The sequence below is a fragment of the Janthinobacterium sp. GW822-FHT07H11 genome (assembly GCF_058798615.1).
The window spans coordinates 3,555,901-3,575,171 of sequence record NZ_CM179507.1; the positions used below are offsets into that span (position 1 = coordinate 3,555,901).

Consider the following 19,271-nt stretch of genomic DNA (forward strand, 5'->3'; position numbering starts at 1 on the left):
GCACTCCCACCCACCGATTACCAGGAGCCACATGAAGCACAGCATTATTTCCCTTGCCTGCGCCCTCTTTTGCAGCGCCCAGGCCGCTAGCGCCCCCATCCTCCCGCCCATGGCCGGCATTCCCGCCGGCGTGTTTAGCATGGGCAGCACGGAGCCGCGCATCGGCGACGGCAGCCATAATCCGGCCGAGGGGCCGCCCCACGCAGTGCGCGTGGCGGCATTCCGACTGGCAAAATACGAGACGACGGTGGCGCAGTTCCGGCAATTTATCGAAGCGACCGGCTATCGGGCGGCTGGCGAATGCTGGGATTTCGACCGCACTGACGGCATCGCGCTCAAGGAGGCGGGCTGGGACGCCCCCGCGCATGCGCCAACGGACTATCACCCCGTCATGTGCGTGAGCTGGGACGACGCGACGGCCTACGTGCAATGGCTGGCGCGGGAAACGGGCCGGCCCTTCCGCCTGCCCAGCGAAGCGGAGTGGGAATACGCGGCGCGCGCCGGCACGACGACGAAATACCCGTCCGGCGATGCGCCAGATCAATTATGTACCTACGCCAACATGAAGGACCGGCGCTTCAAGGCCGCCGCCCGGCGCGACTTCGGCCTCGACATGCTGGTCACCGATTGCGACGATGGCGCCGAATACACGGCCGTCGTGGGCATGTATGCGCCCAACGGCTACGGCGTGCACGACATGATGGGCAACGTGGCCGAATGGGTGGCCGATTGCCAGCATCCCGATTACCGGGGCGCGCCCGCCGACGGGTCGGCCTGGCGCAGCGCTTGCGAGGCGGAAGGCGACTATTTCATCACGCGGGGCGGCAGCTATTCTGCCTCGCGCCAGGTGCTGCGCAGCGCCGCGCGCGGACATGGCGGACGCGGCAATGCCAGCAGCCTGGGCGAAGGCTTCCGCATCGCCGAAGACCTGGGCAGCTGCGCGGCCAGCAGCTGCGCCGAGGGCGACGCCGCCTTTGTCGCGGCGCTGGCGGCGGCGCGCCAGGCGGACCGGCAACGCCGCGCAAGCCATTGAAGGCTTGCTTTACTGCAGCAGCGGCGCCAGCTGGTCGCGCAAGACCGTCCATTGGGCGTCGAGCACGGCCTGGTTGGGGTCGTGCCCGGCCCGTTTCACCAGGGTAAAACCCTTGGCCGGCGCCGTGATGCTGTCAAAGTATCTGCGCGCGATGGCGGGCGAGGTCAGCAAGTCCGCTTCGCCCATGATGAAGAACACGGGCAAGTCGAAGCGCGTGCCCAGCGCGGGCAGGTCGACCTTGGCAAACATGCCGTCGCCGCGCAAGCCGATGAACGCCAGGTACGAGTAATCATCGGCCGCCTCGGCATCGGCCAGCGCTTGCGGCGTGGCGTAGAACGGCGCCGGCTGCCACCAGTGCTTCGGCGGCGCATCCGTTGCCAGTCCTTCATATTTACGGTCGAAGCGGCGCAGGATGCCGAAGTTGCGCGGATCGGTCCAGGGCGGCGCGCCGAGCGCCGCCAGCTTGTCCACCGTGGCGGTATCGCCGGCCGCTTGCGCCAGCGCAAGCACTTGCCGGTACATGCCGGCCTCGTTGTCGCGCGCATTGACCACCTGCGCCGTGCCGACATACGCGTGGAACAGGTCCGGGCTCGCCTTGGCCATGTGCACGCCCAGGATCGATCCCCAGGAGCTGCCCATCAAAATGACCTTGTCCTTGCCCAGGCGCTGCCGCAGATAGCGGGCCACGGCGATGCCGTCGTCGCGCATCTGTTCCAGCGTCAAGGGCACATCTTGAGTGGGCCGCTGTTTCCCATACGTCATGCCCGCGCCGCGCTGGTCCCACTGCACCAGCGTGTAGTGGCGCTCCCAGCCTGCATAGATGGCGTCGGCATACGGACTGAGCGCGTTGCCGGGGCCGCCATGGAGGAAGAGGATCACGGGATTGCCGCAGGCGGCGCCCGTGACCGTGATCCATTGCCCGATGCCGTTGATGGGCACATAGCCCTGTTCGCGTACGGCTTGCGCGGGCGAGGTGCAGATGGTGCCAGCGGAAAAAGCGGGTTCGGCGTGCAGGGAGGCGGCAGCCAGCAGAGCGGCCAGCAGGGTCAGGCGGGGAAGAAAAATCATCGGCTACTTTGGCGAAGGGGAAGACCAGCCGCCAAAGTAGCGTTTTTTATACCAATTGTCCAGATGGAAATATTTCTGCGGGAGACTATGCCTGTTTGCTGTTGCGCAGCAGGCGCAAGCCGTTTGCCACCACCAGCAGGCTGGCGCCCACGTCGGCGAACACGGCCATCCACAGGGTCGCCATGCCGGCCAGGGCCAGGCCGAAGAAGACGGCCTTGATGCCGATGGCAAAGCTGATGTTTTGCACGAGGATGCTGCGCGTGCGCTGGCTCAGGCTGATGAATTCAGGCAACTTGCCCAGTTCATCGTCCATCAGGGCCACGTCCGCCGTTTCGATGGCCGTGTCGCTGCCGGCCGCGCCCATGGCAAAGCCGATGTCGGCTTGTGCCAGGGCCGGGGCGTCGTTGACGCCGTCGCCCAGCATGGCCACCACGCCGAATTGCTGCTGCAAGGCCTTGATTTCATCGAGCTTGTTTTCCGGCAGCAATTCCGCCTTGACCAGGCTGACACCGACTTCAGCCGCGATGCGCTGCGCCGTCAGCAGATTGTCTCCCGTCAGCATGACGGTGGTCACGCCCAGCGCATTCAGGCGGGTGATGGCGGCCGCCGCCGTCGGGCGCAGCACGTCGGCCACGGCGATCACGCCCAGCGCACCGGCCTGGGTGGCCAGCACCATGGCCGTATAGGCTTGCTGTTCCAGCCGAGCCAGGATGGCTTGCAGTGCCGGCGTCAAGAGCTGCAATTCCGTCATCAGGCGCGCATTGCCCAGATAATAGGTCTGACCATCGATATCGCCTTGCACGCCGCGTCCATGCAGGGCGGCAAACTGGCTGACGGGCAAGTGGCTGCTGGCGGGCGGACCGGCCTTGACGATGGCGGCGGCCAGCGGGTGGGCCGAGTGCGCGTCCAGGCTGGCGGCCAGCAGCAGGATGGCGTCGCGCTCGCTGCCCGCCAATGCCACCACGTCCGTGACGGCCGGCTTGCCCATGGTCAGGGTGCCCGTCTTGTCGACGGCGATGGCCTTGATGCGGTAGCCCGTTTCCAGGAATTGCCCGCCTTTCACCAGGATACCGCGCCGCGCGGCCGCCGTCAGGCCGCTGACCACCGTCACCGGCGTGGAAATGACCAGCGCGCACGGGCAGGCGATGACCAGCATCACCAGCGCTTTATACACCCAGGCCATGAATGGCTGGCCCAGCAGCAAGGGCGGCAGCACGGCCACGAGGATGGCGAAGACGACCACGGCGGGCGTGTAGTAGCGGGCAAACTGATCGACGAAGCGCTGCGTGGGCGCCTGTTTTCCCTGGGTTTCCTCGATCACCTTGACGATCCTGGCCAGGGTGCTGTTGCCGCTGTTGGCCGTCACGGTGACGTCGAGCACGCCCCGTTCATTGATGGTGCCCGCATACACGACGTCGCCCATGGCTTTGTCCACCGGCATGCTTTCACCAGTGATCGATGCCTGGTTGACGGACGACTCGCCGCTGGCCACCACGCCGTCGAGGGCGATGCGCTCGCCCGGCTTCACGCGCATGGTCGCGCCGACGGCCACCGTGGCGACAGCGACGGACTGCCAGGCGCCGCCCGCGCCGGCGACAGTGGCCGTGTCGGGCGCCAGCTGCATCAGGCTTTGCACGGCATTGCGCGCGCGGTTCAGCGACAAGCCTTCGATCAGTTCGGCGATGGCGAACAGGAAGATGACCATGGCCGCTTCCGGCCACTGGCCGATGGCGATGGCGCCAAGCACTGCCAGGCTCATCAGGAAGTTGATGTTCAGGGTGAAGGTCTTCAGGGCGATCCAGCCCTTTTTCAGGGTCGGCCAGCCGCCTGTGGCGATCGACAACAGGGCCAGGGCGATGACGAGGGGCGAACTGTCTTCATGCGTGGTCCACGCCAGCGCCTCGGCGCCGGCAGCGGCCAGGCCGGAGACCACCAGCAAGCCTTTTTGCAGGCCGGACAGGCTGCCTTCGTCCGGATCGCGCACCACGGCCGCGCCCGTTTCCATCAGCACGGCCTGCATGCCGATGCCGTGCAGGGCCGCTTCCACCGTGGCCAGCGAGGCCAAGGTGTGGTGCACGTCGAGCACGCGGTTCATCAGGTTGAAATCGAGGCCCACGACGCCGGCCATATGGGCCAGCTTGTTGCGGATCAAGCGTTCTTCCGTGGGGCAATCCATGTTGACGATGCGGTACTGCACTGTCTGCGCCCCGGCGATGGCGGTTCTGGGCAATGCCGGCGCGGCCTGGGCGGCAGGCGTGGACGAGCACGCATGCTGGCTGGCGCAGCAGCCGGCGGCCTTGGGCGACGCGTCATGCGCGTGCTTGTGCCCATGCTTGTGCTCATGCTTGTGCTCATGGTCGTGCTTGTGGGTATGATCGTGGCTATCGTGCGGCATCGCATTCATCCTTCCGGTTTCGTGTATGCTTCCATTAGAAACCCTGTAGCCGCTACAGGGTCAAGCGGAATTTGCACTAAAGAATAAAAAGGGGATGCCATGCGTATCGGAGAACTGGCCAAACGGACAGATTGTGACGTGGAAACCGTGCGTTACTATGAAAAGGCGGGCTTGCTGCAGGAACCGGGGCGCAACAGCGCCGGCTATCGCGAGTACCGCGAAGAGCACCAGGAACGGCTGCAATTCATCCGCCACTGCCGCTCGCTGCAGATCGGCTTGACCGATATCCGCGCCTTGCTGGAATTTAAGAACAATCCGGCCGAAGGCTGCCAGAGCGTCAATGAATTGCTCGACCACCATATCCTGCGCATCGCCGAGCAGATGGCGAATCTGCAAACCCTGCAGCAGCAACTGGTGACCCTGCGCCACCAGTGCGACCAGCCGCAGCCGTCGCAAGACTGCGCCATCCTGCAAAACCTGTCCGAGGCGGCCAGCGGCCACGACTGCGCCTGCCATACTGAACTTCATTGAACCGATTGCTGCATGCTGAAACTGTTGCCTAAAAGAACTTTACTCACCTTGTCCCTGTTATCGCCACTGAGCCATGCGGCCGATGCGCCTGCCGCAGCCGGCCACTACCTGACCCTGTACGCCGCCCCCGGCGTGCCGCAAGACGACGACCCCTACACCTGGAGCACGGTAGGCGGCAAGCAGCTGACAAAGGGCGTGACCAAGGCGGACGGCCGCGCCTATGTGAAAGGGGAAGAGGGCGAAGAAAACTATCTGTTGAAAACCGTCAGCATGCGCTGGCAGCTGAAGGTGCCGGCCCGGTGCTGGCAGGGCACGCCGGAGGCTTTCCTGGACTGCGTCAAGCTGGCCAAGACCACGAGCCGCTATGACGAGGAGCAAGAGGCGCTCAAGCTGGCGGGGCAGCAGAAAGAAGTGAAGATGCAGGCCAAGATCGCCGCCTATGCCGTGGAAGCACGGGCCAATGACGATGCACTGGCCTGGCTGGGCCGCTTGCCTGCGAGCTGGACCCTGGAAGGCTATGGCAAGCGCCTGCTGGGCATCGGCGACAAGGTCTCCCGTTACATCGCTGACGAAGTGCCGCAGGACGGCCCCGACGCGCGCCAGTTCGTCTGCCGCGCGCCCGCCTACTATGGCCCCGTGCCGGACCAGGCCGCCGTCGAGGCCTGGCCGGGATCGCCTGACGAAGTGGGCAAGGTACGCACCGGCCCCGCCTGGGATGCGCTGGTGGCGGCAGGCGAAAAGGGCAACTGGATGGCCCGGCTGGAACTGTATTACGCCTTGTCCGGCGCCAATGTCAGCGAACTGAGCTTGCTGGAACAATACCGCATCGTGCAATTGATGGAATGGCTGCACAAGAAGAAGATTAGCGGCCTGTACAGTTATTTCATCGGCGCCATCCCGGTCGCGCCCGGCAGCGACTACCATGCCGCCTGGCGCAGGCGGGATCAGGTTTTCCTGTATGCCGCGCAACTCGGTGATTACCATCAACAATTCCGCATGGGCAATGTCTTGCGACGGGAAACCGACCCCGCGCTGGTCGAGACAGGCAAGGCCATGCAAGCCTGTTCCCGGGCCGCCATGCCGCGGCGGTACTAACGGGGCAGCAGCGGCGGGCCGCCGTCGCCCAGGCGGAAGGCGTCGACCACGCGCAATAAATCATGCGCCTGGTCCTGCATGCTTTGCGCGGCGGCGGCCGATTGCTCGACGAGGGCGGCATTGCGCTGGGTCAATTCGTCCATTTCCGTGATGGCATTGTTGACTTCCTCGATGCCCTTGCTCTGGCGCTGGCTGGCCGCCGTGATGTCGTTCATGATTTCCGTCACCTGCTGAACGGAGGCGACGATGTCGCCCATGGTGCGCCCGGCGCTGTCGGCCAGTTCGCTGCCCGTTTCTATCCTGGCAACGGAATCCTCGATCAGTTGCTTGATTTCGCGCGCCGCCGTGGCCGAGCGCTGCGCCAGGCCCCGCACCTCGGTGGCGACGACGGCAAAGCCGCGGCCCTGTTCGCCCGCGCGCGCCGCTTCCACGGCCGCGTTCAGGGCGAGGATATTGGTCTGGAAGGCGATGCCGTCGATGACGGCGATGATGTCGACGATGCGCCCGGAACTGGCCTTGATCGAGCCCATCGTCTCGACCACCTGGCCCACCACGCGGCCGCCCTCCAGCGCCACGTTCGAGGTCGACAGCACCATCTGGTTGGCCTGGTGCGCATGGCTGGCATTTTCGCGCACGGTGTCCGTCAGGGCGTGCATGGACGACGCCGTTTCTTGCAAGGAATGGGCTTGCGACTCGGTGCGGGCCGACAGGTCCGCATTGCCCAGCGCGATTTCGCTCGCTTCCACCGTGATGGTGGAACCGGCCTGGCGTATGTCGCCCAATACCGTGTTCCAGTTCTTCAGCACGGTGGCCAGGGCGCGCGACAGCTTGCCCACCTCGTCATCGCCCCGGGCGTCGATGCGCGTGGTGAGGTCGCCGGCGGCCAGGCATTCGGCGGCGCGGCAAGCCTCGTCGATGGGACGCACGACGGAACGCGCCACCCAGGTGGCGATCAGGGCCAGCAAGGCGAAGCCGGCGGCCATGGTGCCCAGCGACAGCCAGGCGGCGCGCTGGCCCGCATGCTTGGTTTCCTGCAGTGCATCGACGGTGCGGTGGTCGAGGTTCAGCAGCACCTGGCGCAGCTGGACGCGCACTTGCTGATAGTGCGTGGCGGCGTTCTGCATGGCGGCCACGCCCGTGTTCGGGTCCATCGAGGCCAGGTCCAGCGCCTGCGCCACGCTGGCCCGGTAGCGCTCGACGGCCGGCAGCGCCTGCGCCGCTTCCGTGGCGGCGCCCGAGAATTTCTTCAGTTCCGACAAGCCTTGCGCGATGGCATTGAGCTGGCCATCCGTCTGCGCGCCGAACTGCTTGAATTGCTCTTCCGACAAGCTGGCCGCAATGGCGATCTTGGCATACGCATCGGCATGCACCTGGCCCAAGGCTATGGCTTGCTGGTTGGCAATCCGCTCCGCCGCCAGGGTCACGTCCTTCAATTCGCGCATGCGGCTTTCGTTCTGCTGCATGGCGAAATAGGACACGGCTCCCATGGCCAGCAGGCAAGCCAGCGCGACCACCGGGACGATCAACATCTTGTGTGCGATTTTCACAGGCAACCCATATCGTCAAGAGATCGGAAAACCATCCCGGCACTGGCGGCGCGGCGGCTGGCTACAGGTAGATGCCGCCGCAGACGACGGTGTCGGCCAGTTTTTCGCAGTACATGGCCTTTGGCTCGATCTTCTTGTTTTCCGGGTTCGTGAATTTGTATTCCTGCCAGAACGTGCCCTTGCTCTTGGCCAGGTCGACTCTCTCCTTGACGAAGGCCTTGCCATCGATATCTTTCAGTTCGATCAAATTCTTGCCCACCATTTTCTGGTTGGCGCCATGCGCGACGACCGTGCCGTCAAGCTTGTAGACGACCAGGTACAGGTCGTGCAGGATGAATTGCGGCGACTTGGCCGTGATCTCGCCATACGCCTTGGCATCGCCGGCGCTCTTGATATAGGCCACGCCTTTCTTGACCATGGCTTCGGCGTCGGCGCGCGTGGCGCCGCCTTCGGCAGCGCTGGCAGCCGACGGCAGGGTAGCGGCGGCAACCATGAGGGCCAGGCAAAGGGCGGGGGCGAACTTGGGCATGAGAGTCTCCTTCAAATTGCGGCAGAGGGATGCCGGCGGGGAACCGGCGCGGTGACGGGAGTGCCGACGGTTCATGGTAGCGCGATGCCAGCGGGCATGCGCTGGTGCAACAGAATTTTTTTCAGTGGGGCGTTTTTGCAACATTGCACGCACGTTGGCGCAATGGGGTTTTCAGAGGGGAAAGGCTGCCGCCGGCTATCGATCTGCTAGTGTGGCAGGCGCGCCGCACTACCAGTCGGACGGGTCTTCCGCCGCCGCGCGCGCCAGCTCGTCGGCCCAATCCTGCCGCACCAGCCGGTAGATATCGGCGAAAAAGGCGCGCGGATCAGCCATTTCATCCCACAAGGCGGGCAGCGCGTGCGTGCTCTCGGGGTCATGTTCGAGGATGGCCTGGAAATCGTAGGCGGGGTCCTGCAGCGCCTGCGCCAGCACGGCCACCAGCGCGTGGCGGTGGCGGTAGCCAAGTTCCTTGTACTGCGAGGTGATGTCGCGCCGTATCAGCGCCGCGCGCTGGAGCGGGTCGTTCATGTCCCAGCTGTCCAGTTCCATGCCCAAGGTTTCTTCGCGGTCATACACGTCGAATGGAGCGAGAAAATAGTGCAGCGTGGGGATGTAGAGGGCGTCGCTCCAGGGGCCGCGCAATCCCTTTTGTTTTTGCATGATTACTCCTTGTTCACGCACATGCGGGCAGGGTCCAGCCCTCGTCGCCCATGTCGGTCGGGTAGATGGCGCGGTTCCGCCCCCAGCGCGCATGGTCGAGGATGCCGTCCTCATGCATGTCCAGCACCCATTCTGTGCTTTCCAGCAAGGTGCCATCCTTGTGGTAGACGCGGAAAAACGTGGACGTGCTCAATGCGCGCACGATGTTTTGCGCCACGCCGTCGCCATAGTGGGGCACGTAGGTCTTGATGACGCAGCTGCCTTGCTCGTTCCACTTCTGGGCATACACGGTGGCGTTGCGGGCTGCCGCCACTTTGATGAATAACCAGACGGCAATGAAAAATAAGAGTAATACCAAGCCCGCGATCAGGCTGGTTTTTTTCAGTAAAAGCCACATAGGGATGATGAAAGACAAGTTGATCGCATTGTATGCGAATATGGCCGCATTCCCGCGGACGATTGTGAGATGCTATTAGCTGGCGCGATGCGCGGGATGCAGGCCAGCGTTTCATACTTATCAAAAGATAATTTATAGAATAGACAATTTTCAGGCGATCAAGAAGATTACTCAACTTTTTATCCGGGGAAAAGCATGAGCAATGAAAGCAGCAATGCGGAGCGCTGGTGGGAAAGCTATCTGGTTCGTTATTTCCTTGGATTCATATTCGGCGTTATCTGCATTTTGATTTTAATATCAAAAACACATCCGGATATTGCAACTAGCCTGCTTGGAAAAGCAGCCCCCATTTTCTTGCAGGCAGAAAAAATGGCGCCGCCATCTTCCTTGCCGGATGCTCATGATGGCGCCGCCCCGGCGGCAAAAAAAACCGCATCGCCCGATGCCGGCGCGCCGCCCGCCATGGTATCGGGTGAGTCTGGCAGCACTTCCTTTGCGATCGCCATCGCACTGCTGGGACTGGCATATTGTTATATCGCCAGTACCCCGGTAACCGTATTGCACAGCACGCGCATGATTAATACCTGGGTCGGCGCAAACTCGCGGGCCTTCTGGATAGGGTGGGGGCTGTCATTGCTGTGTTATGCCTTCATCAAGAGCCATCGTGCGCTCGATAACATGACCCGCACGGACATCTATGATGCGAGCGCGCTGCTGCTCGTCATGGCAGCGGCGCTGTGGACAAGCAATAGGGCGGGAAACACGGCGACCACGCCCTCCACCACGCAGTTGTTGCGCATTACAGGCAGGCAACTGACGTTCTCCATTCTTGCGTTCTTTTTCTTCATTCTGGCCGTGGCGGGCTTCATGCGCCAGGCATTTCCGGAAAGCTCGATAGGACTGCTTATTTTTTCAACGCCCGTGCTGTGGATAACCATTAGCCAGTACTGGGCGCTGTTTGCTTTGTTGCAAGGTGAAAATGACAAGAAATTCGTCAGGTTTTATATGCGGATATCGAGGGCAAGGCAGCGCGTCGGGGCACGAGATATCCGTGACAGTTACTCCCATTTGCGCGAGCATTCCAATTCCATCTTTGTCGTCGTCATAGAACTCTGCATCCTGTCCGCCCTGTTATATTTCCTGGACATCTACCAGCTGGATACGCCCAGTTCCCAGGTTTTGACGGCCTCCGCCCTGAAGAACGAGGAATTCAATGTGCTGGTGCTGTTCTTTTTGGGCTTATGGCTCATACCCACGATTTATATGTGGGGCCTGGCGAATCGCCTCGAGCGCAAGTTTGCCGAAAATCCATCCCATTTCGTTCCCTGACGCTGTTCCCGATGTGCCCGGCGCTGCCGCAAGATGCGCGGCGGCGCCGGTGGGCCGCCGCCCCTGGGCTTGCACTTGCGGCTAGGGCTGCCGCAGCAAGGTCGCGTGCAGGGTATTGGCCATGTCCAGGTGATGCTGCAAGGCGGGCAAGGTCTTGGCGGCAAAGGCCTTGATGTCGGGATCGCTGGCTTTCTGGCTGGCGTCCGTGAACAGTTTCACGGCTTCCTTGTGCGCGGCCACGCCGATGCTGGCCGCATATTCCTTGTCGAAGGACTGGCCTTCCAGGCGGCCCAGCTTGTCGATCTGCGCCTGGTGCTTCTTGCCGGGCTGGTCGCTCACCTCGATCTGCTTGCTGCTGGCCAACTGTTTCAGCTCGTCGGCCACTTTCGTGTGCTCGGCGACCATGGCATCGGCGAATTGCTTCACTTCCCCATTGCTGCTCTTGCTTTGCGCTATTTTGCTGGCGGCAATTTCCGTGCTGCCCGCGTCGGCCGCCTTGCTGAGGAACTGCTTGTCGTAGGCGCCCGGCGCGGCGGCGGCGATGCTGTTGATGGCGAGGCCGCTCAGCAGGGCCACGGCGCCGGCGATGGCCACGCTTTTCAGCGAGGGTGTGCGGGAACTGGTGGTCGAAATGCGCATGGGAACTCCTTTCAAGTGTGGTTTTTAATGCAAGCTGATGACAATGTTAAGCCAGCAGCCCGCGCACACCCATAGGACACTTTCGAAGCTGCCAGTAGGACTAGTCCTGTTCGTTAGCGCACAGTTCTACTTGTTTCAGGGCAAACAAGGCGGTGATGCCCGCATCGCGGCGCCAGGCGGGCATGCCGATGTCGAGCCATTCCGCCATCGCGTCCAGGTGGGACGCTTCCGACACGCTGTGTTCGAGTTCGTCGAGCACCGTGTCGCGGTCGATGTACAGGCTGTCCAGCCAGGCATCGAACGAGGGCGCCAGTGGCATCAGGCCGTGGGCGCGCTTGCCCGTCCAGTCCGGCAACTCCTGCACATAGGCCAGCACCCGGCCGCCGCCTTCGTCCGTCAGGTCCAGGTAGAGCATGGAATTGCCGCCATCGCGGGCGAAGGGCAGGATTTTCACGGGCATGCCCGCATGCTGGCGCGCGGCGCGGATTTCGCCGACCAAGGTTTCATCGCAGAAATCGCCTTCATCGGCGCTGAAGAAGGTATTGAAGCCCATTTTCTCCACGCCGCCATTGCCGTCCGGCACATCCGTGGTGTAGTCGAACCAGGCGCCGTTGGCCACTTGCAGGAAGGCCAGGAAGGCGGGCGGCAGGGGCGCTTCCAGCAGGGCTTCGATGGCGGCGATCTGCTGCGCCGTGGGGGCGGGCTTGGCGCCCTCGAGCGCCAGGTGGCGGTATTGCGTGTAATAGGTCATTGATTATCCTTGTCAGTTTCTTGCGACCGCGACGCCATCGTCGCAGCCTGTCTCCACCTTGGCCAGCGCGTCGACGAGCCCGGCGCGCAGCACGGCCATCGAACGCGCCTTGTCGTCGATCTGGGCGATTTTCGTTTCCAGCATGGCCCGCTTGGTGTGCGCATCGAGCGCGTTTTCCTGCCAGACGGCAATGACCTCGGCGATTTCCTTCAAGGTAAAGCCCAAGGCCTTGGCGTGGCCGATCAGCTCGATGCGCCGCAGTGCCTGCGCCGAGTACTCTTTATAGTTGTTCGTCAAACCCGGCTGCGGCGCTTCGTCCAGCAGCCCCTGGCGCTCGTAGAAGCGCACCGTGTCCTTGCTGACGCCCGTCAGGCGGGTGATTTCTCCGATGCGCATCGATTCCCCTTGACCGTGGACTAAAGTCTACAGTTTACAGTAGAAACACTTTCAACTACACACCGCTGCCATGACCGCCTTCAACTATACCAATCAGACCGTGCTGATCACGGGCGCCTCGTCCGGCATTGGCCGCGTCTTTGCGGAAACCCTGGCCGCGCGCGGCGCGCATTTGCTGCTGTTGGCCCGTTCCGGCGCCGTGCTCGACAACCTGGCCAAGGAATTGTCCCGGCGCCACGGCATCCGCGCCCATGCGCTGGTGGCCGACCTGGGCCTGCCCGGCGCCGCCCAGAACGCCCATGCGCAGGCCTGCGCGCTGGGCATGCCGCCCGACGTGCTGATCAATAACGCGGGTTTCGCCACGCATGGACGGTTCGAGGGCATCGATCTGGCGCGCCAGGGGCTTGAGGTGACCGTCAATTGCACGGCCCTCATGGAACTGACGCACTGCGCCTTGCCCCACATGCTGGCGCTGGGGCGCGGCGCCATCATCAACGTGGCGTCCACGGCGGCCCTGCAGCCCGATCCCTACATGGCCGTCTACGGCGCCAGCAAGGCGTTCGTGCTGTCGTTTTCGGAAGCGCTGTGGGCGGAAAACCGCAGCCGTGGCGTGCGCGTGCTGGCCCTGTGCCCGGGCGCCACGGACACGGCCTTCTTCGACGTCGTGGCCGCGCCCGAAGCGGCCGTGGGCCGGCGCATGGCGCCGCAAGCGGTGGTCGACGAAGCGCTGCTGGCGCTGGACCGGGGCCGCAGCAGCCACGTGGCGGGCCGGCCCAACCGGCTGCTGGCCTGGTTGCCGCGCTTGCTGCCGCGCCAGACCGTGCTGGGCATCGTGGAAGGCATGCTCAAGCCGAAGGCGGCGTAGCCTTCACAAAATCATGGTGGCGAACATGGCCAGCACGGCCGTCGCCATGACGACGGTAGCCAGCCAGCCCAGCGCCCACAGGCGGCGTGAAATGGTCAAGGTGCCCATGATGGCGGGGCGCGAGGCCATCACCATCATCAGGGCCATGATGGGCACGGAAATGACGCCGTTGATGACGGCGCTCCAGTACAGGGCCTGGATGGGGTCGAGCGGCGAAAAGCACAGGGCCGCGCCCAGCATGGTGGCGCCGATGATGATGGCGTAGAACTTCTTGGCCGCCCGGGGCGCCAGTTCCAGGCTGTTTTTCCAGTGAAAGGCGCCCGCCATGGCGTAGGCGGCCGAGCCGGCCAGCACGGGGATGGCCAGCAAGCCCGTGCCGATGATGCCCAGGCTGAACAGGGCGAAGGCGAACTCGCCCGCGATGGGACGCAGGGCGGACGCGGCCTGGGCGGAGGTGTCGATATGCGTGATGCCTTGCGCGCCCAGGGTCACGGCCGTCGTCAGCATGATGAAGAAGGCCACCAGGTTGGAAAAACCCATGCCGATGGCCGTGTCCATCTTGATGCGCTGGAATTGGCGTGGCGCCTGTTCCGGGGCGCGGCGCAAGGCTTGCGCGCCAGCGTCCGCCTGCAAGTCTTCCACTTCCTGCGAGGCTTGCCAAAAGAATAAATAGGGACTGATCGTCGTGCCGAACACGGCCACGATCATGGTGACCGAGGCGGCCGACCAGGCGAACTGGGGCCAGACCGTGCGCAGCGCCACGTCGCCCCAGGGAATGTGCACGGTCAGCACGGTGGCCACATAGGCGAGCAAGCCCAGGGTCAGCCATTTCAGGATGCGCACGTACTGTTGATACGGAATGAACACTTGCAGCAGCAGCGACAGCAGGCCGAAGCCCACGGCGTACACATGCGTGGGGCCGCCGATGATCAGGGTCAGGGCATCGCCCATGGCGGCCACGTCGGCGGCAATATTGATGACATTGGCCAGCAGCAGCAAGCCGACGATGGCGTATAGCAAGGATTTCGGATAGTGGCGGCGGATATTCGTCGCCAGCCCATGGCCGCTGACCCGGCCGATCTTGGCGCTGATGACCTGGATGCCCAACATCAAGGGAAACGTCAGGCAGACGGTCCACAGCATGCCGAAACCGAACTGGGCGCCCGCCTGCGCATACGTGGCGATACCGCTGGGGTCGTCGTCGGCCGCGCCCGTGATCAGGCCGGGGCCCAGCTTGCCCAGCCAGGTGTCGGATGGGTCGGCCTGGCCGCTGTCGGTCTGCATGCGTCGCTCCTGCGTGATGGAGCGAGCAGCGTATCACAGGCGGGCGGCGTCCAGAAGGGGCACCGCCCGGGAAACTCACGCGTCAGTAGCGTGCATCCTTGGGCTTGCCGCCCTTGGGCCAATCCTTGACCTTGTCGGGGAAGTCCGGACGGGGCATGTGCGTAAAATATTCGGCCACGTCGACGGCGTCCTGGTCGGACAGGTTGCCTTGTCCCAGCGGGAATTTCTGGCCGTGGCCCATCACCATGTTGGCCTTGACGAAGCCGGCCGCCGTGTAGGTGCGGGCCATGCCGGCGCCGATATTGAACGAGCGTTCGCCCCACAGCGGCGGGAAGGCAACCACGCCATTGGCGCCACGGATGCCTTCGCCGTTCGCGCCGTGGCAGACGGCACATTGCTCGGCATACACTTTTTTGCCATGCACGGGATCGGGCAGCAGAGCGCGGTCTATCTTCGCCACACCGCGTCCCGCCACCTTGTCGCCCGCCTGCGTGGCGCCCTTCATCCAGTCGATGTAGGCGACCATGGCCTGCAGGTCGGGGCCGTCCACGGGCAGCGGCTTGCCGTGCATGGAGCGGCGGAAGCAGCCATTGATGCGCTCTCCCAGGCTGATGACCTTGCCGGCGCGCGGCGCCTCCGACGGGAAGAAGGCGGAAATGCCGAGGAAGGGCGAACCGCCGGCCACCGTGCCGCCATTCAGGTGGCAGCTGCTGCAATTGAGGTCGTTGCCCACGTTTTGCGGCAGGCGGGCCCGCGTTTCCGTCATCAGCTGCATGCCGTGGATCAATTGACTGGCATTCGGATCGGCCGTCAGGGCGGCGAAGCGGGGCGTGACGAAGCCGCCCGCGTCCGGCGCCTTGAGCTTGAGCTCCTTGCGCACCTTGGCGATCTGCGCGGGCGTCACCGGTGCGCCCTGGTTGCCCCACTTGCCGCGCACAAAGGTGAGGATTTCCGCCAGTTCCGTGTCGGCCAGGCGGTCATACGCGGGCATGCCGAACGAGCGCGGCGAGTGCTGCGTGACGGCCGACTGCCAGCCCGTCAGCGCGATATGGATGACCGTGGTGGCATCCTTCGACTGCACCGAGTCGTTCTGCGCCAGCGGCGGGAAGATGTTGTCCACGCCACGGCCGTCGCGGCGGTGGCAGGTGGCGCAAAACTGCAGGTAGCCGAGGCCGCCGCGCGTGTTGTACAGCGCATCGTTGCTGGCGGCCACGACGGGCGCCGTTTTCCTTGCTGGCGCTGCTGCCCCATCCTTGGCGGGCAAGCCGTGCAGGTAGTGCGCCAGCGCATCGAGGTCGGCATCCGTGAAGTACTGCGTGCTGTGCGTGATGACTTCCGTCATGCTGCCGGCCGCCGTGCCGAAGCTGTTGCGGCCCGTTTTCAGCAATTGCACGATGTCGCCCGGCGTCCACAGATTGCGCAAATTCACCGCATGCCAGCCGTCAAACGTAAAGCCGGACAGGTAGTGTTTGCCGCTGCCGCCCTCCTGGCCCATGGTTTTTTCCTGGAAAGCCACGCCGCGCGGCGTGTGGCAGGAGCCGCAATGGCCGAGACCCTGGGCCAGGTAGCTGCCGCGGTTCCACTGGGCCGACTTGGCGCTGTCGGGCTTGAACGGCGCGTCGTCGAGGAAGACGGCGTTCCACAGCGACAAGCCCCAGCGCATGCTGAACGGCCATTTCATGTCCGTTTCGCGGTTTTGCTGCGCCACGGGCGCCACGCCGCGCTGCAGGTAGGCGTACAGCGCCTGCATGTCGTCGGGCGTGATCTTCGCGTAGGACGGGTAGGGCATGGCCGGATACAGGTTGTGGCCGTCCGCCGCCACGCCCTTGCGCATGGCGCGGTCGAACTGGGCAAATGTATACGTGCCCAGGCCCGTCTTCGCGTCCGGCGTGATATTCGTGCTGTAGATGGTGCCGAACGGCGTTTTCAGTTCCAGGCCGCCGGCCATGGCGGCGCCGTTCGGGCTGGTGTGGCAAGCCACGCAGTCGCCGAGCCGGGCGACGTATTCGCCGCGCTTGATCAGCTCGGCCGAGGCCGTGGGCATGGCGGGCGTCGTGGCGGGCGCGGCCCAGGCGCTGGCGCAGAAGCCCAGCATGCCCAGCAGCATTGCCGCCAGCCAGGCAGTGATCGAAAAGGAAGAAATGGGAGGGCGGCGCGAACCGCGGTGCAGGATGGAAATGGCGTTCATGGTGACCCTTTATTATTACGCGCAAGCTTACGCAATCGTCACCACGGCGAACATTGGGAGTTTCTTTCGATCAACTAGGTAATCTTCCCTAGTGTCTTGCACTGGAAAATCGTGTAGGCAGGCTACAAGCTGGCCAGGATGCGCTCGCGCAGCCAGCGGTGCGCCGGGTCCAGGTGCATGCGCTCGTGCCAGACCATGGCCATCTCGTAGTCGGGCAGGGCGACGGGCGGCTCCCACGTGCGCAAACCGCCCAGCGCATTCTTCAGCAGGCGCGACGGCAGCAGGGCCACCATGTCGGATGCGGCCAGCAAGGGCGGCACGATGAGGAAATGCGGCACGGACAGCACCACCTTGCGCCTACGCCCCAGCTGTTCCAGGGCCGTATCGACGTTGCTGCGGAAACCGCCGCCGTTGGGCGAGACGACGATGAATTCCAGCGCGCAGAATTGCTCGAGGCCGGGCGGCGATTGCAGCAGCGGATGGTCGCGCCGGCCCGCCAGCACATAGTGTTCGGTGAACAGGGTGCGGTGGCGCAAGCCGGGCGGCGCCTCTTCCTGCGCCAGGAAACCCAGGTCGACCTGGCCCGTTTCCAGATCGTGCGCCATGCGCGCCGGCACGGCTTCGAACACGGCCATGCGCGACAGCGGCGCCTGCGCGCGCAGGGCGGGCAGCATGGGCAGCAGGATCGCATACTCGGTGGCGTCGGCCGCCGCCAGATTCCAGCGCACCTCGGCCGTGGCCGGATCGAAGGCCGATTCCGGCTGCAAGACTTGCTCCAGCTGGGCCAGCACGGCTTGCAACGGAGCAAACAAGGCCAGCGCCCGCGCCGTGGGCAGCATGCCGCGCGGACCGGGCAGCAATAGCGGATCGTCGAAGGCCGCGCGCAGCTTGCCCAGCTGCACGCTGACGGAGGGCTGGCTCAGGTGCAGCCGCGCCGCCGCCCGCGTGACGTTGCGCTCGATCAACAGCGCGTTCAGGGTCAGCAGCAGGTTCAAGTCCATCCTGCGTAAATTGTCCATAGCTATACCTTGTATATCAACTATTCATTTCCACTATGATAGCGCAAGCCCTACAGTGGTTCCTGTGTCTTTCACTCTTCACCTTTTACGGGAACTAACTGATGCAACTGCATGAATATACAAGCTTTGATGGTCTGGGACTGGCGCAACTGCTGCGCCAGGGCGCCGTCTCGACCACCGAACTGCACGACGCCGCCATGCGCGCCTGCGCCGCCGTCAACCCGCAGATCAATGCCGTGGTCGAACTGTGGCCGGCGGATTTCACGCAAATCGACCACGCGGCGCCGTTCGCCGGCGTGCCATTCCTGATCAAGGACGTGGCCGTCACCATGGCGGGCCAGCGCAGCGAAGCGGGCAGCCGCCTGGGCGCCGGCCATGTCGCCGCGTTCGATTCCCACCTGATGACGCAATTCCGGGCGGCGGGCCTGGCGACGTTTGGCCGCACGAGCACGCCGGAAATGGCCTTCGCCACCACCACGGAACCGGTCTTATATGGCGCCACGCGCAATCCCTGGAACGTCGGCTTGAGCGCGGGCGGCTCCAGCGGCGGCGCGGCGGCGGCCGTGGCGGCCGGCATCGTGCCGCTGGCCCATGCAACGGACGCGGCCGGTTCCATCCGCGTGCCGGCCGCCTCGACGGGCCTGTTCGGCTTCAAGCCCAGCCGGGGACGGGTGTCAAACGGCCCCGCCATGGACGAGATCTTCAGCGGCCTGGGCGTGCAGCTGGGCGTGAGCCGCAGCGTGCGCGACAGCGCCGCCTTGCTCGACTGCGTGCAGGCAATCATGCCGGGCGAACCGTATGTGACGAATCGTCCTGACCACAGCTGGCTGTCGCAGGTGAGCGTGGCGCCGGGCAAGCTGCGCATCGCCGTGCAGCGCATCGCCTGCAATGGCGCCCGGCCCGTGCCTGCCGTAGCCGCCGCGCTGGACGCCGCCGTGCGCCTGCTGGCAAGCCTGGGCCACCATGTGGAAGAAGTGCAACCGGCGCTGGGCGTGTCGTGGCCAGCCTTCGTGCACGCCAATGCCGGCATCTGGTGCGCCAACCTGGTGCCGTGGATAGACGGCCTGGCGCAGGAAAGCGGGCGTGCTATCTCGCCCGATACGCTGGAAGCGGCCACTTTGGCCTGCTACCGGTACGGGCAGACGGTGTCGGCCGTCGAGTTCGTCGCCGCGCTCGACGTGCGCAATACCGTCACGCGCCAGGCCGGCGCCCTGTTCGGCCAGTATGACGTCGTGCTCACGCCCACCATGCCGGATGTGCCGTGGCCGCTGGGACGCTACGGCGAAAAGGAAGAACAGCTCGATGGACTGGGCTGGACGGCGCGCCTGTTCGAGCATTCGCCGTACACGCCGCTGGCCAACGTGGCGGGCTTGCCGGCCATGTCCGTGCCGCTGGCCATGTCGGATGAGGGCTTGCCGATCGGCATGCAGTTCATGGCCGGGTATGGAAACGATGGAACCTTGCTGCGCCTGGCGGGCCAGCTGGAGCGGGCGGCGCCGTGGGGACAGCGGCATCCGCCTGTGTGGGCAGCTAATTAAGAGGGGC

At 64.5% G+C, this 19,271-nt stretch carries 18 protein-coding genes; 6 read left to right on the forward strand and 12 right to left on the reverse strand.

The annotated features are described in order from the left end of the window. Window positions 1-31 precede the first annotated feature (31 nt). Entirely contained in the window at window positions 32-1,033 is a 1,002-nt protein-coding gene (locus AC3RCJ_RS15630) for a formylglycine-generating enzyme family protein (RefSeq protein ID WP_492962898.1), read from the forward strand. A gap of 9 nt (window positions 1,034-1,042) precedes the next feature. Here the strand turns inward: AC3RCJ_RS15630 and AC3RCJ_RS15635 are convergent, their stop codons facing one another. Then, the gene (locus AC3RCJ_RS15635) at window positions 1,043-2,101 is read right to left on the reverse strand and encodes an alpha/beta fold hydrolase (RefSeq protein WP_492962900.1); all 1,059 of its coding nucleotides are present in this window, start codon (window positions 2,099-2,101) and stop codon (window positions 1,043-1,045) included. 85 nt (window positions 2,102-2,186) lie between these two features. Continuing rightward, window positions 2,187-4,496 (reverse strand): heavy metal translocating P-type ATPase, encoded by a 2,310-nt coding sequence (locus AC3RCJ_RS15640; RefSeq protein WP_492962902.1) that lies wholly within the window; start codon window positions 4,494-4,496, stop codon window positions 2,187-2,189. Window positions 4,497-4,595: 99 nt separating this feature from the next. On the opposite strand from AC3RCJ_RS15640, the gene cadR reads away from it, so the two are divergent. Further along, window positions 4,596-5,027 carry a Cd(II)/Pb(II)-responsive transcriptional regulator gene (gene cadR / locus AC3RCJ_RS15645; protein ID WP_034787498.1) on the forward strand — a complete coding sequence of 144 codons (432 nt, stop codon included), beginning with the start codon at window positions 4,596-4,598 and terminating at the stop codon, window positions 5,025-5,027. Between the two features lie 48 nt (window positions 5,028-5,075). After that, a complete protein-coding gene (locus tag AC3RCJ_RS15650; protein WP_492964633.1) occupies window positions 5,076-6,122 on the forward strand; it encodes a hypothetical protein in 1,047 nt (348 codons plus the stop codon). On the opposite strand, the gene AC3RCJ_RS15655 is transcribed toward AC3RCJ_RS15650, so the two are convergent. From AC3RCJ_RS15655 to AC3RCJ_RS15670, 4 genes are all read right to left on the reverse strand, one after another. Beyond that, entirely contained in the window at window positions 6,119-7,651 is a 1,533-nt protein-coding gene (locus tag AC3RCJ_RS15655; RefSeq protein WP_492964634.1) for a methyl-accepting chemotaxis protein, read from the reverse strand. The two genes, AC3RCJ_RS15650 and AC3RCJ_RS15655, sit on opposite strands and share 4 nt — an antisense overlap. 79 nt (window positions 7,652-7,730) lie before the next feature. After that, window positions 7,731-8,198, reverse strand: coding sequence for a cache domain-containing protein (locus AC3RCJ_RS15660; protein ID WP_492962908.1), 468 nt, complete (start codon window positions 8,196-8,198; stop codon window positions 7,731-7,733). Window positions 8,199-8,426: 228 nt separating this feature from the next. Further along, window positions 8,427-8,858 carry a hypothetical protein gene (locus AC3RCJ_RS15665; protein ID WP_492962910.1) on the reverse strand — a complete coding sequence of 144 codons (432 nt, stop codon included), beginning with the start codon at window positions 8,856-8,858 and terminating at the stop codon, window positions 8,427-8,429. Between the two features lie 13 nt (window positions 8,859-8,871). Next, window positions 8,872-9,216 (reverse strand): hypothetical protein, encoded by a 345-nt coding sequence (locus AC3RCJ_RS15670; protein ID WP_492962912.1) that lies wholly within the window; start codon window positions 9,214-9,216, stop codon window positions 8,872-8,874. Between the two features lie 234 nt (window positions 9,217-9,450). On the opposite strand from AC3RCJ_RS15670, the gene AC3RCJ_RS15675 reads away from it, so the two are divergent. Beyond that, complete coding sequence (locus AC3RCJ_RS15675; protein ID WP_492962914.1) at window positions 9,451-10,584, forward strand: hypothetical protein; 1,134 nt, start codon at window positions 9,451-9,453, stop codon at window positions 10,582-10,584. 81 nt (window positions 10,585-10,665) lie between these two features. On the opposite strand, the gene AC3RCJ_RS15680 is transcribed toward AC3RCJ_RS15675, so the two are convergent. The 3 genes from AC3RCJ_RS15680 to AC3RCJ_RS15690 form a co-directional block, all read right to left on the reverse strand. After that, a complete protein-coding gene (locus AC3RCJ_RS15680; RefSeq protein WP_492962916.1) occupies window positions 10,666-11,223 on the reverse strand; it encodes a DUF4142 domain-containing protein in 558 nt (185 codons plus the stop codon). Between the two features lie 100 nt (window positions 11,224-11,323). After that, window positions 11,324-11,974: an SMI1/KNR4 family protein gene (locus AC3RCJ_RS15685; RefSeq protein ID WP_492962918.1), complete on the reverse strand. Its 651-nt coding sequence runs from the start codon at window positions 11,972-11,974 to the stop codon at window positions 11,324-11,326. A gap of 12 nt (window positions 11,975-11,986) precedes the next feature. Beyond that, complete coding sequence (locus AC3RCJ_RS15690; protein ID WP_492962920.1) at window positions 11,987-12,370, reverse strand: MerR family transcriptional regulator; 384 nt, start codon at window positions 12,368-12,370, stop codon at window positions 11,987-11,989. A 70-nt stretch (window positions 12,371-12,440) separates the two neighbouring features. On the opposite strand from AC3RCJ_RS15690, the gene AC3RCJ_RS15695 reads away from it, so the two are divergent. Further along, the gene (locus AC3RCJ_RS15695; RefSeq protein ID WP_492962921.1) at window positions 12,441-13,235 is read left to right on the forward strand and encodes an SDR family NAD(P)-dependent oxidoreductase; all 795 of its coding nucleotides are present in this window, start codon (window positions 12,441-12,443) and stop codon (window positions 13,233-13,235) included. 3 nt (window positions 13,236-13,238) lie between these two features. Here AC3RCJ_RS15695 and AC3RCJ_RS15700 read toward each other — a convergent pair whose 3' ends face one another. The 3 genes from AC3RCJ_RS15700 to AC3RCJ_RS15710 form a co-directional block, all read right to left on the reverse strand. Further along, window positions 13,239-14,519 (reverse strand): NRAMP family divalent metal transporter, encoded by a 1,281-nt coding sequence (locus AC3RCJ_RS15700; protein WP_492962923.1) that lies wholly within the window; start codon window positions 14,517-14,519, stop codon window positions 13,239-13,241. 82 nt (window positions 14,520-14,601) lie between these two features. After that, entirely contained in the window at window positions 14,602-16,614 is a 2,013-nt protein-coding gene (locus AC3RCJ_RS15705) for a c-type cytochrome (RefSeq protein ID WP_492962983.1), read from the reverse strand. 215 nt (window positions 16,615-16,829) lie between these two features. Continuing rightward, window positions 16,830-17,726, reverse strand: a complete 897-nt coding sequence (locus tag AC3RCJ_RS15710; protein ID WP_492962926.1) for a LysR family transcriptional regulator — start codon at window positions 17,724-17,726, stop codon at window positions 16,830-16,832. 101 nt (window positions 17,727-17,827) lie between these two features. Here AC3RCJ_RS15710 and AC3RCJ_RS15715 point away from each other — a divergent pair, with 101 nt between their 5' ends. Beyond that, on the forward strand, window positions 17,828-19,264 hold the full coding sequence (locus AC3RCJ_RS15715) for an amidase (protein WP_492962928.1): 1,437 nt from the start codon (window positions 17,828-17,830) through the stop codon (window positions 19,262-19,264). The last annotated feature ends 7 nt before the right edge of the window (window positions 19,265-19,271 follow it).

Bases quoted from the DNA above. Each gene is read 5' to 3' on its own strand.
- AC3RCJ_RS15665 (WP_492962910.1), bottom strand. From the start codon at position 8,858: ATGCAAAAACAAAAGGGATTGCGCGGCCCCTGGAGCGACGCCCTCTAC.
- AC3RCJ_RS15655 (WP_492964634.1), bottom strand. From the start codon at position 7,651: ATGTTGATCGTCCCGGTGGTCGCGCTGGCTTGCCTGCTGGCCATGGGA.
- AC3RCJ_RS15690 (WP_492962920.1), bottom strand. From the start codon at position 12,370: ATGCGCATCGGAGAAATCACCCGCCTGACGGGCGTCAGCAAGGACACG.
- AC3RCJ_RS15630 (WP_492962898.1), top strand. From the start codon at position 32: ATGAAGCACAGCATTATTTCCCTTGCCTGCGCCCTCTTTTGCAGCGCC.
- AC3RCJ_RS15700 (WP_492962923.1), bottom strand. From the start codon at position 14,519: ATGCAGACCGACAGCGGCCAGGCCGACCCATCCGACACCTGGCTGGGC.
- AC3RCJ_RS15640 (WP_492962902.1), bottom strand. From the start codon at position 4,496: ATGCCGCACGATAGCCACGATCATACCCACAAGCACGACCATGAGCAC.
- AC3RCJ_RS15660 (WP_492962908.1), bottom strand. From the start codon at position 8,198: ATGCCCAAGTTCGCCCCCGCCCTTTGCCTGGCCCTCATGGTTGCCGCC.
- AC3RCJ_RS15715 (WP_492962928.1), top strand. From the start codon at position 17,828: ATGCAACTGCATGAATATACAAGCTTTGATGGTCTGGGACTGGCGCAA.
- AC3RCJ_RS15695 (WP_492962921.1), top strand. From the start codon at position 12,441: ATGACCGCCTTCAACTATACCAATCAGACCGTGCTGATCACGGGCGCC.
- AC3RCJ_RS15705 (WP_492962983.1), bottom strand. From the start codon at position 16,614: ATGCTGGGCTTCTGCGCCAGCGCCTGGGCCGCGCCCGCCACGACGCCC.
- AC3RCJ_RS15710 (WP_492962926.1), bottom strand. From the start codon at position 17,726: ATGGACAATTTACGCAGGATGGACTTGAACCTGCTGCTGACCCTGAAC.
- AC3RCJ_RS15675 (WP_492962914.1), top strand. From the start codon at position 9,451: ATGAGCAATGAAAGCAGCAATGCGGAGCGCTGGTGGGAAAGCTATCTG.
- AC3RCJ_RS15635 (WP_492962900.1), bottom strand. From the start codon at position 2,101: ATGATTTTTCTTCCCCGCCTGACCCTGCTGGCCGCTCTGCTGGCTGCC.
- cadR (WP_034787498.1), top strand. From the start codon at position 4,596: ATGCGTATCGGAGAACTGGCCAAACGGACAGATTGTGACGTGGAAACC.
- AC3RCJ_RS15680 (WP_492962916.1), bottom strand. From the start codon at position 11,223: ATGCGCATTTCGACCACCAGTTCCCGCACACCCTCGCTGAAAAGCGTG.
- AC3RCJ_RS15685 (WP_492962918.1), bottom strand. From the start codon at position 11,974: ATGACCTATTACACGCAATACCGCCACCTGGCGCTCGAGGGCGCCAAG.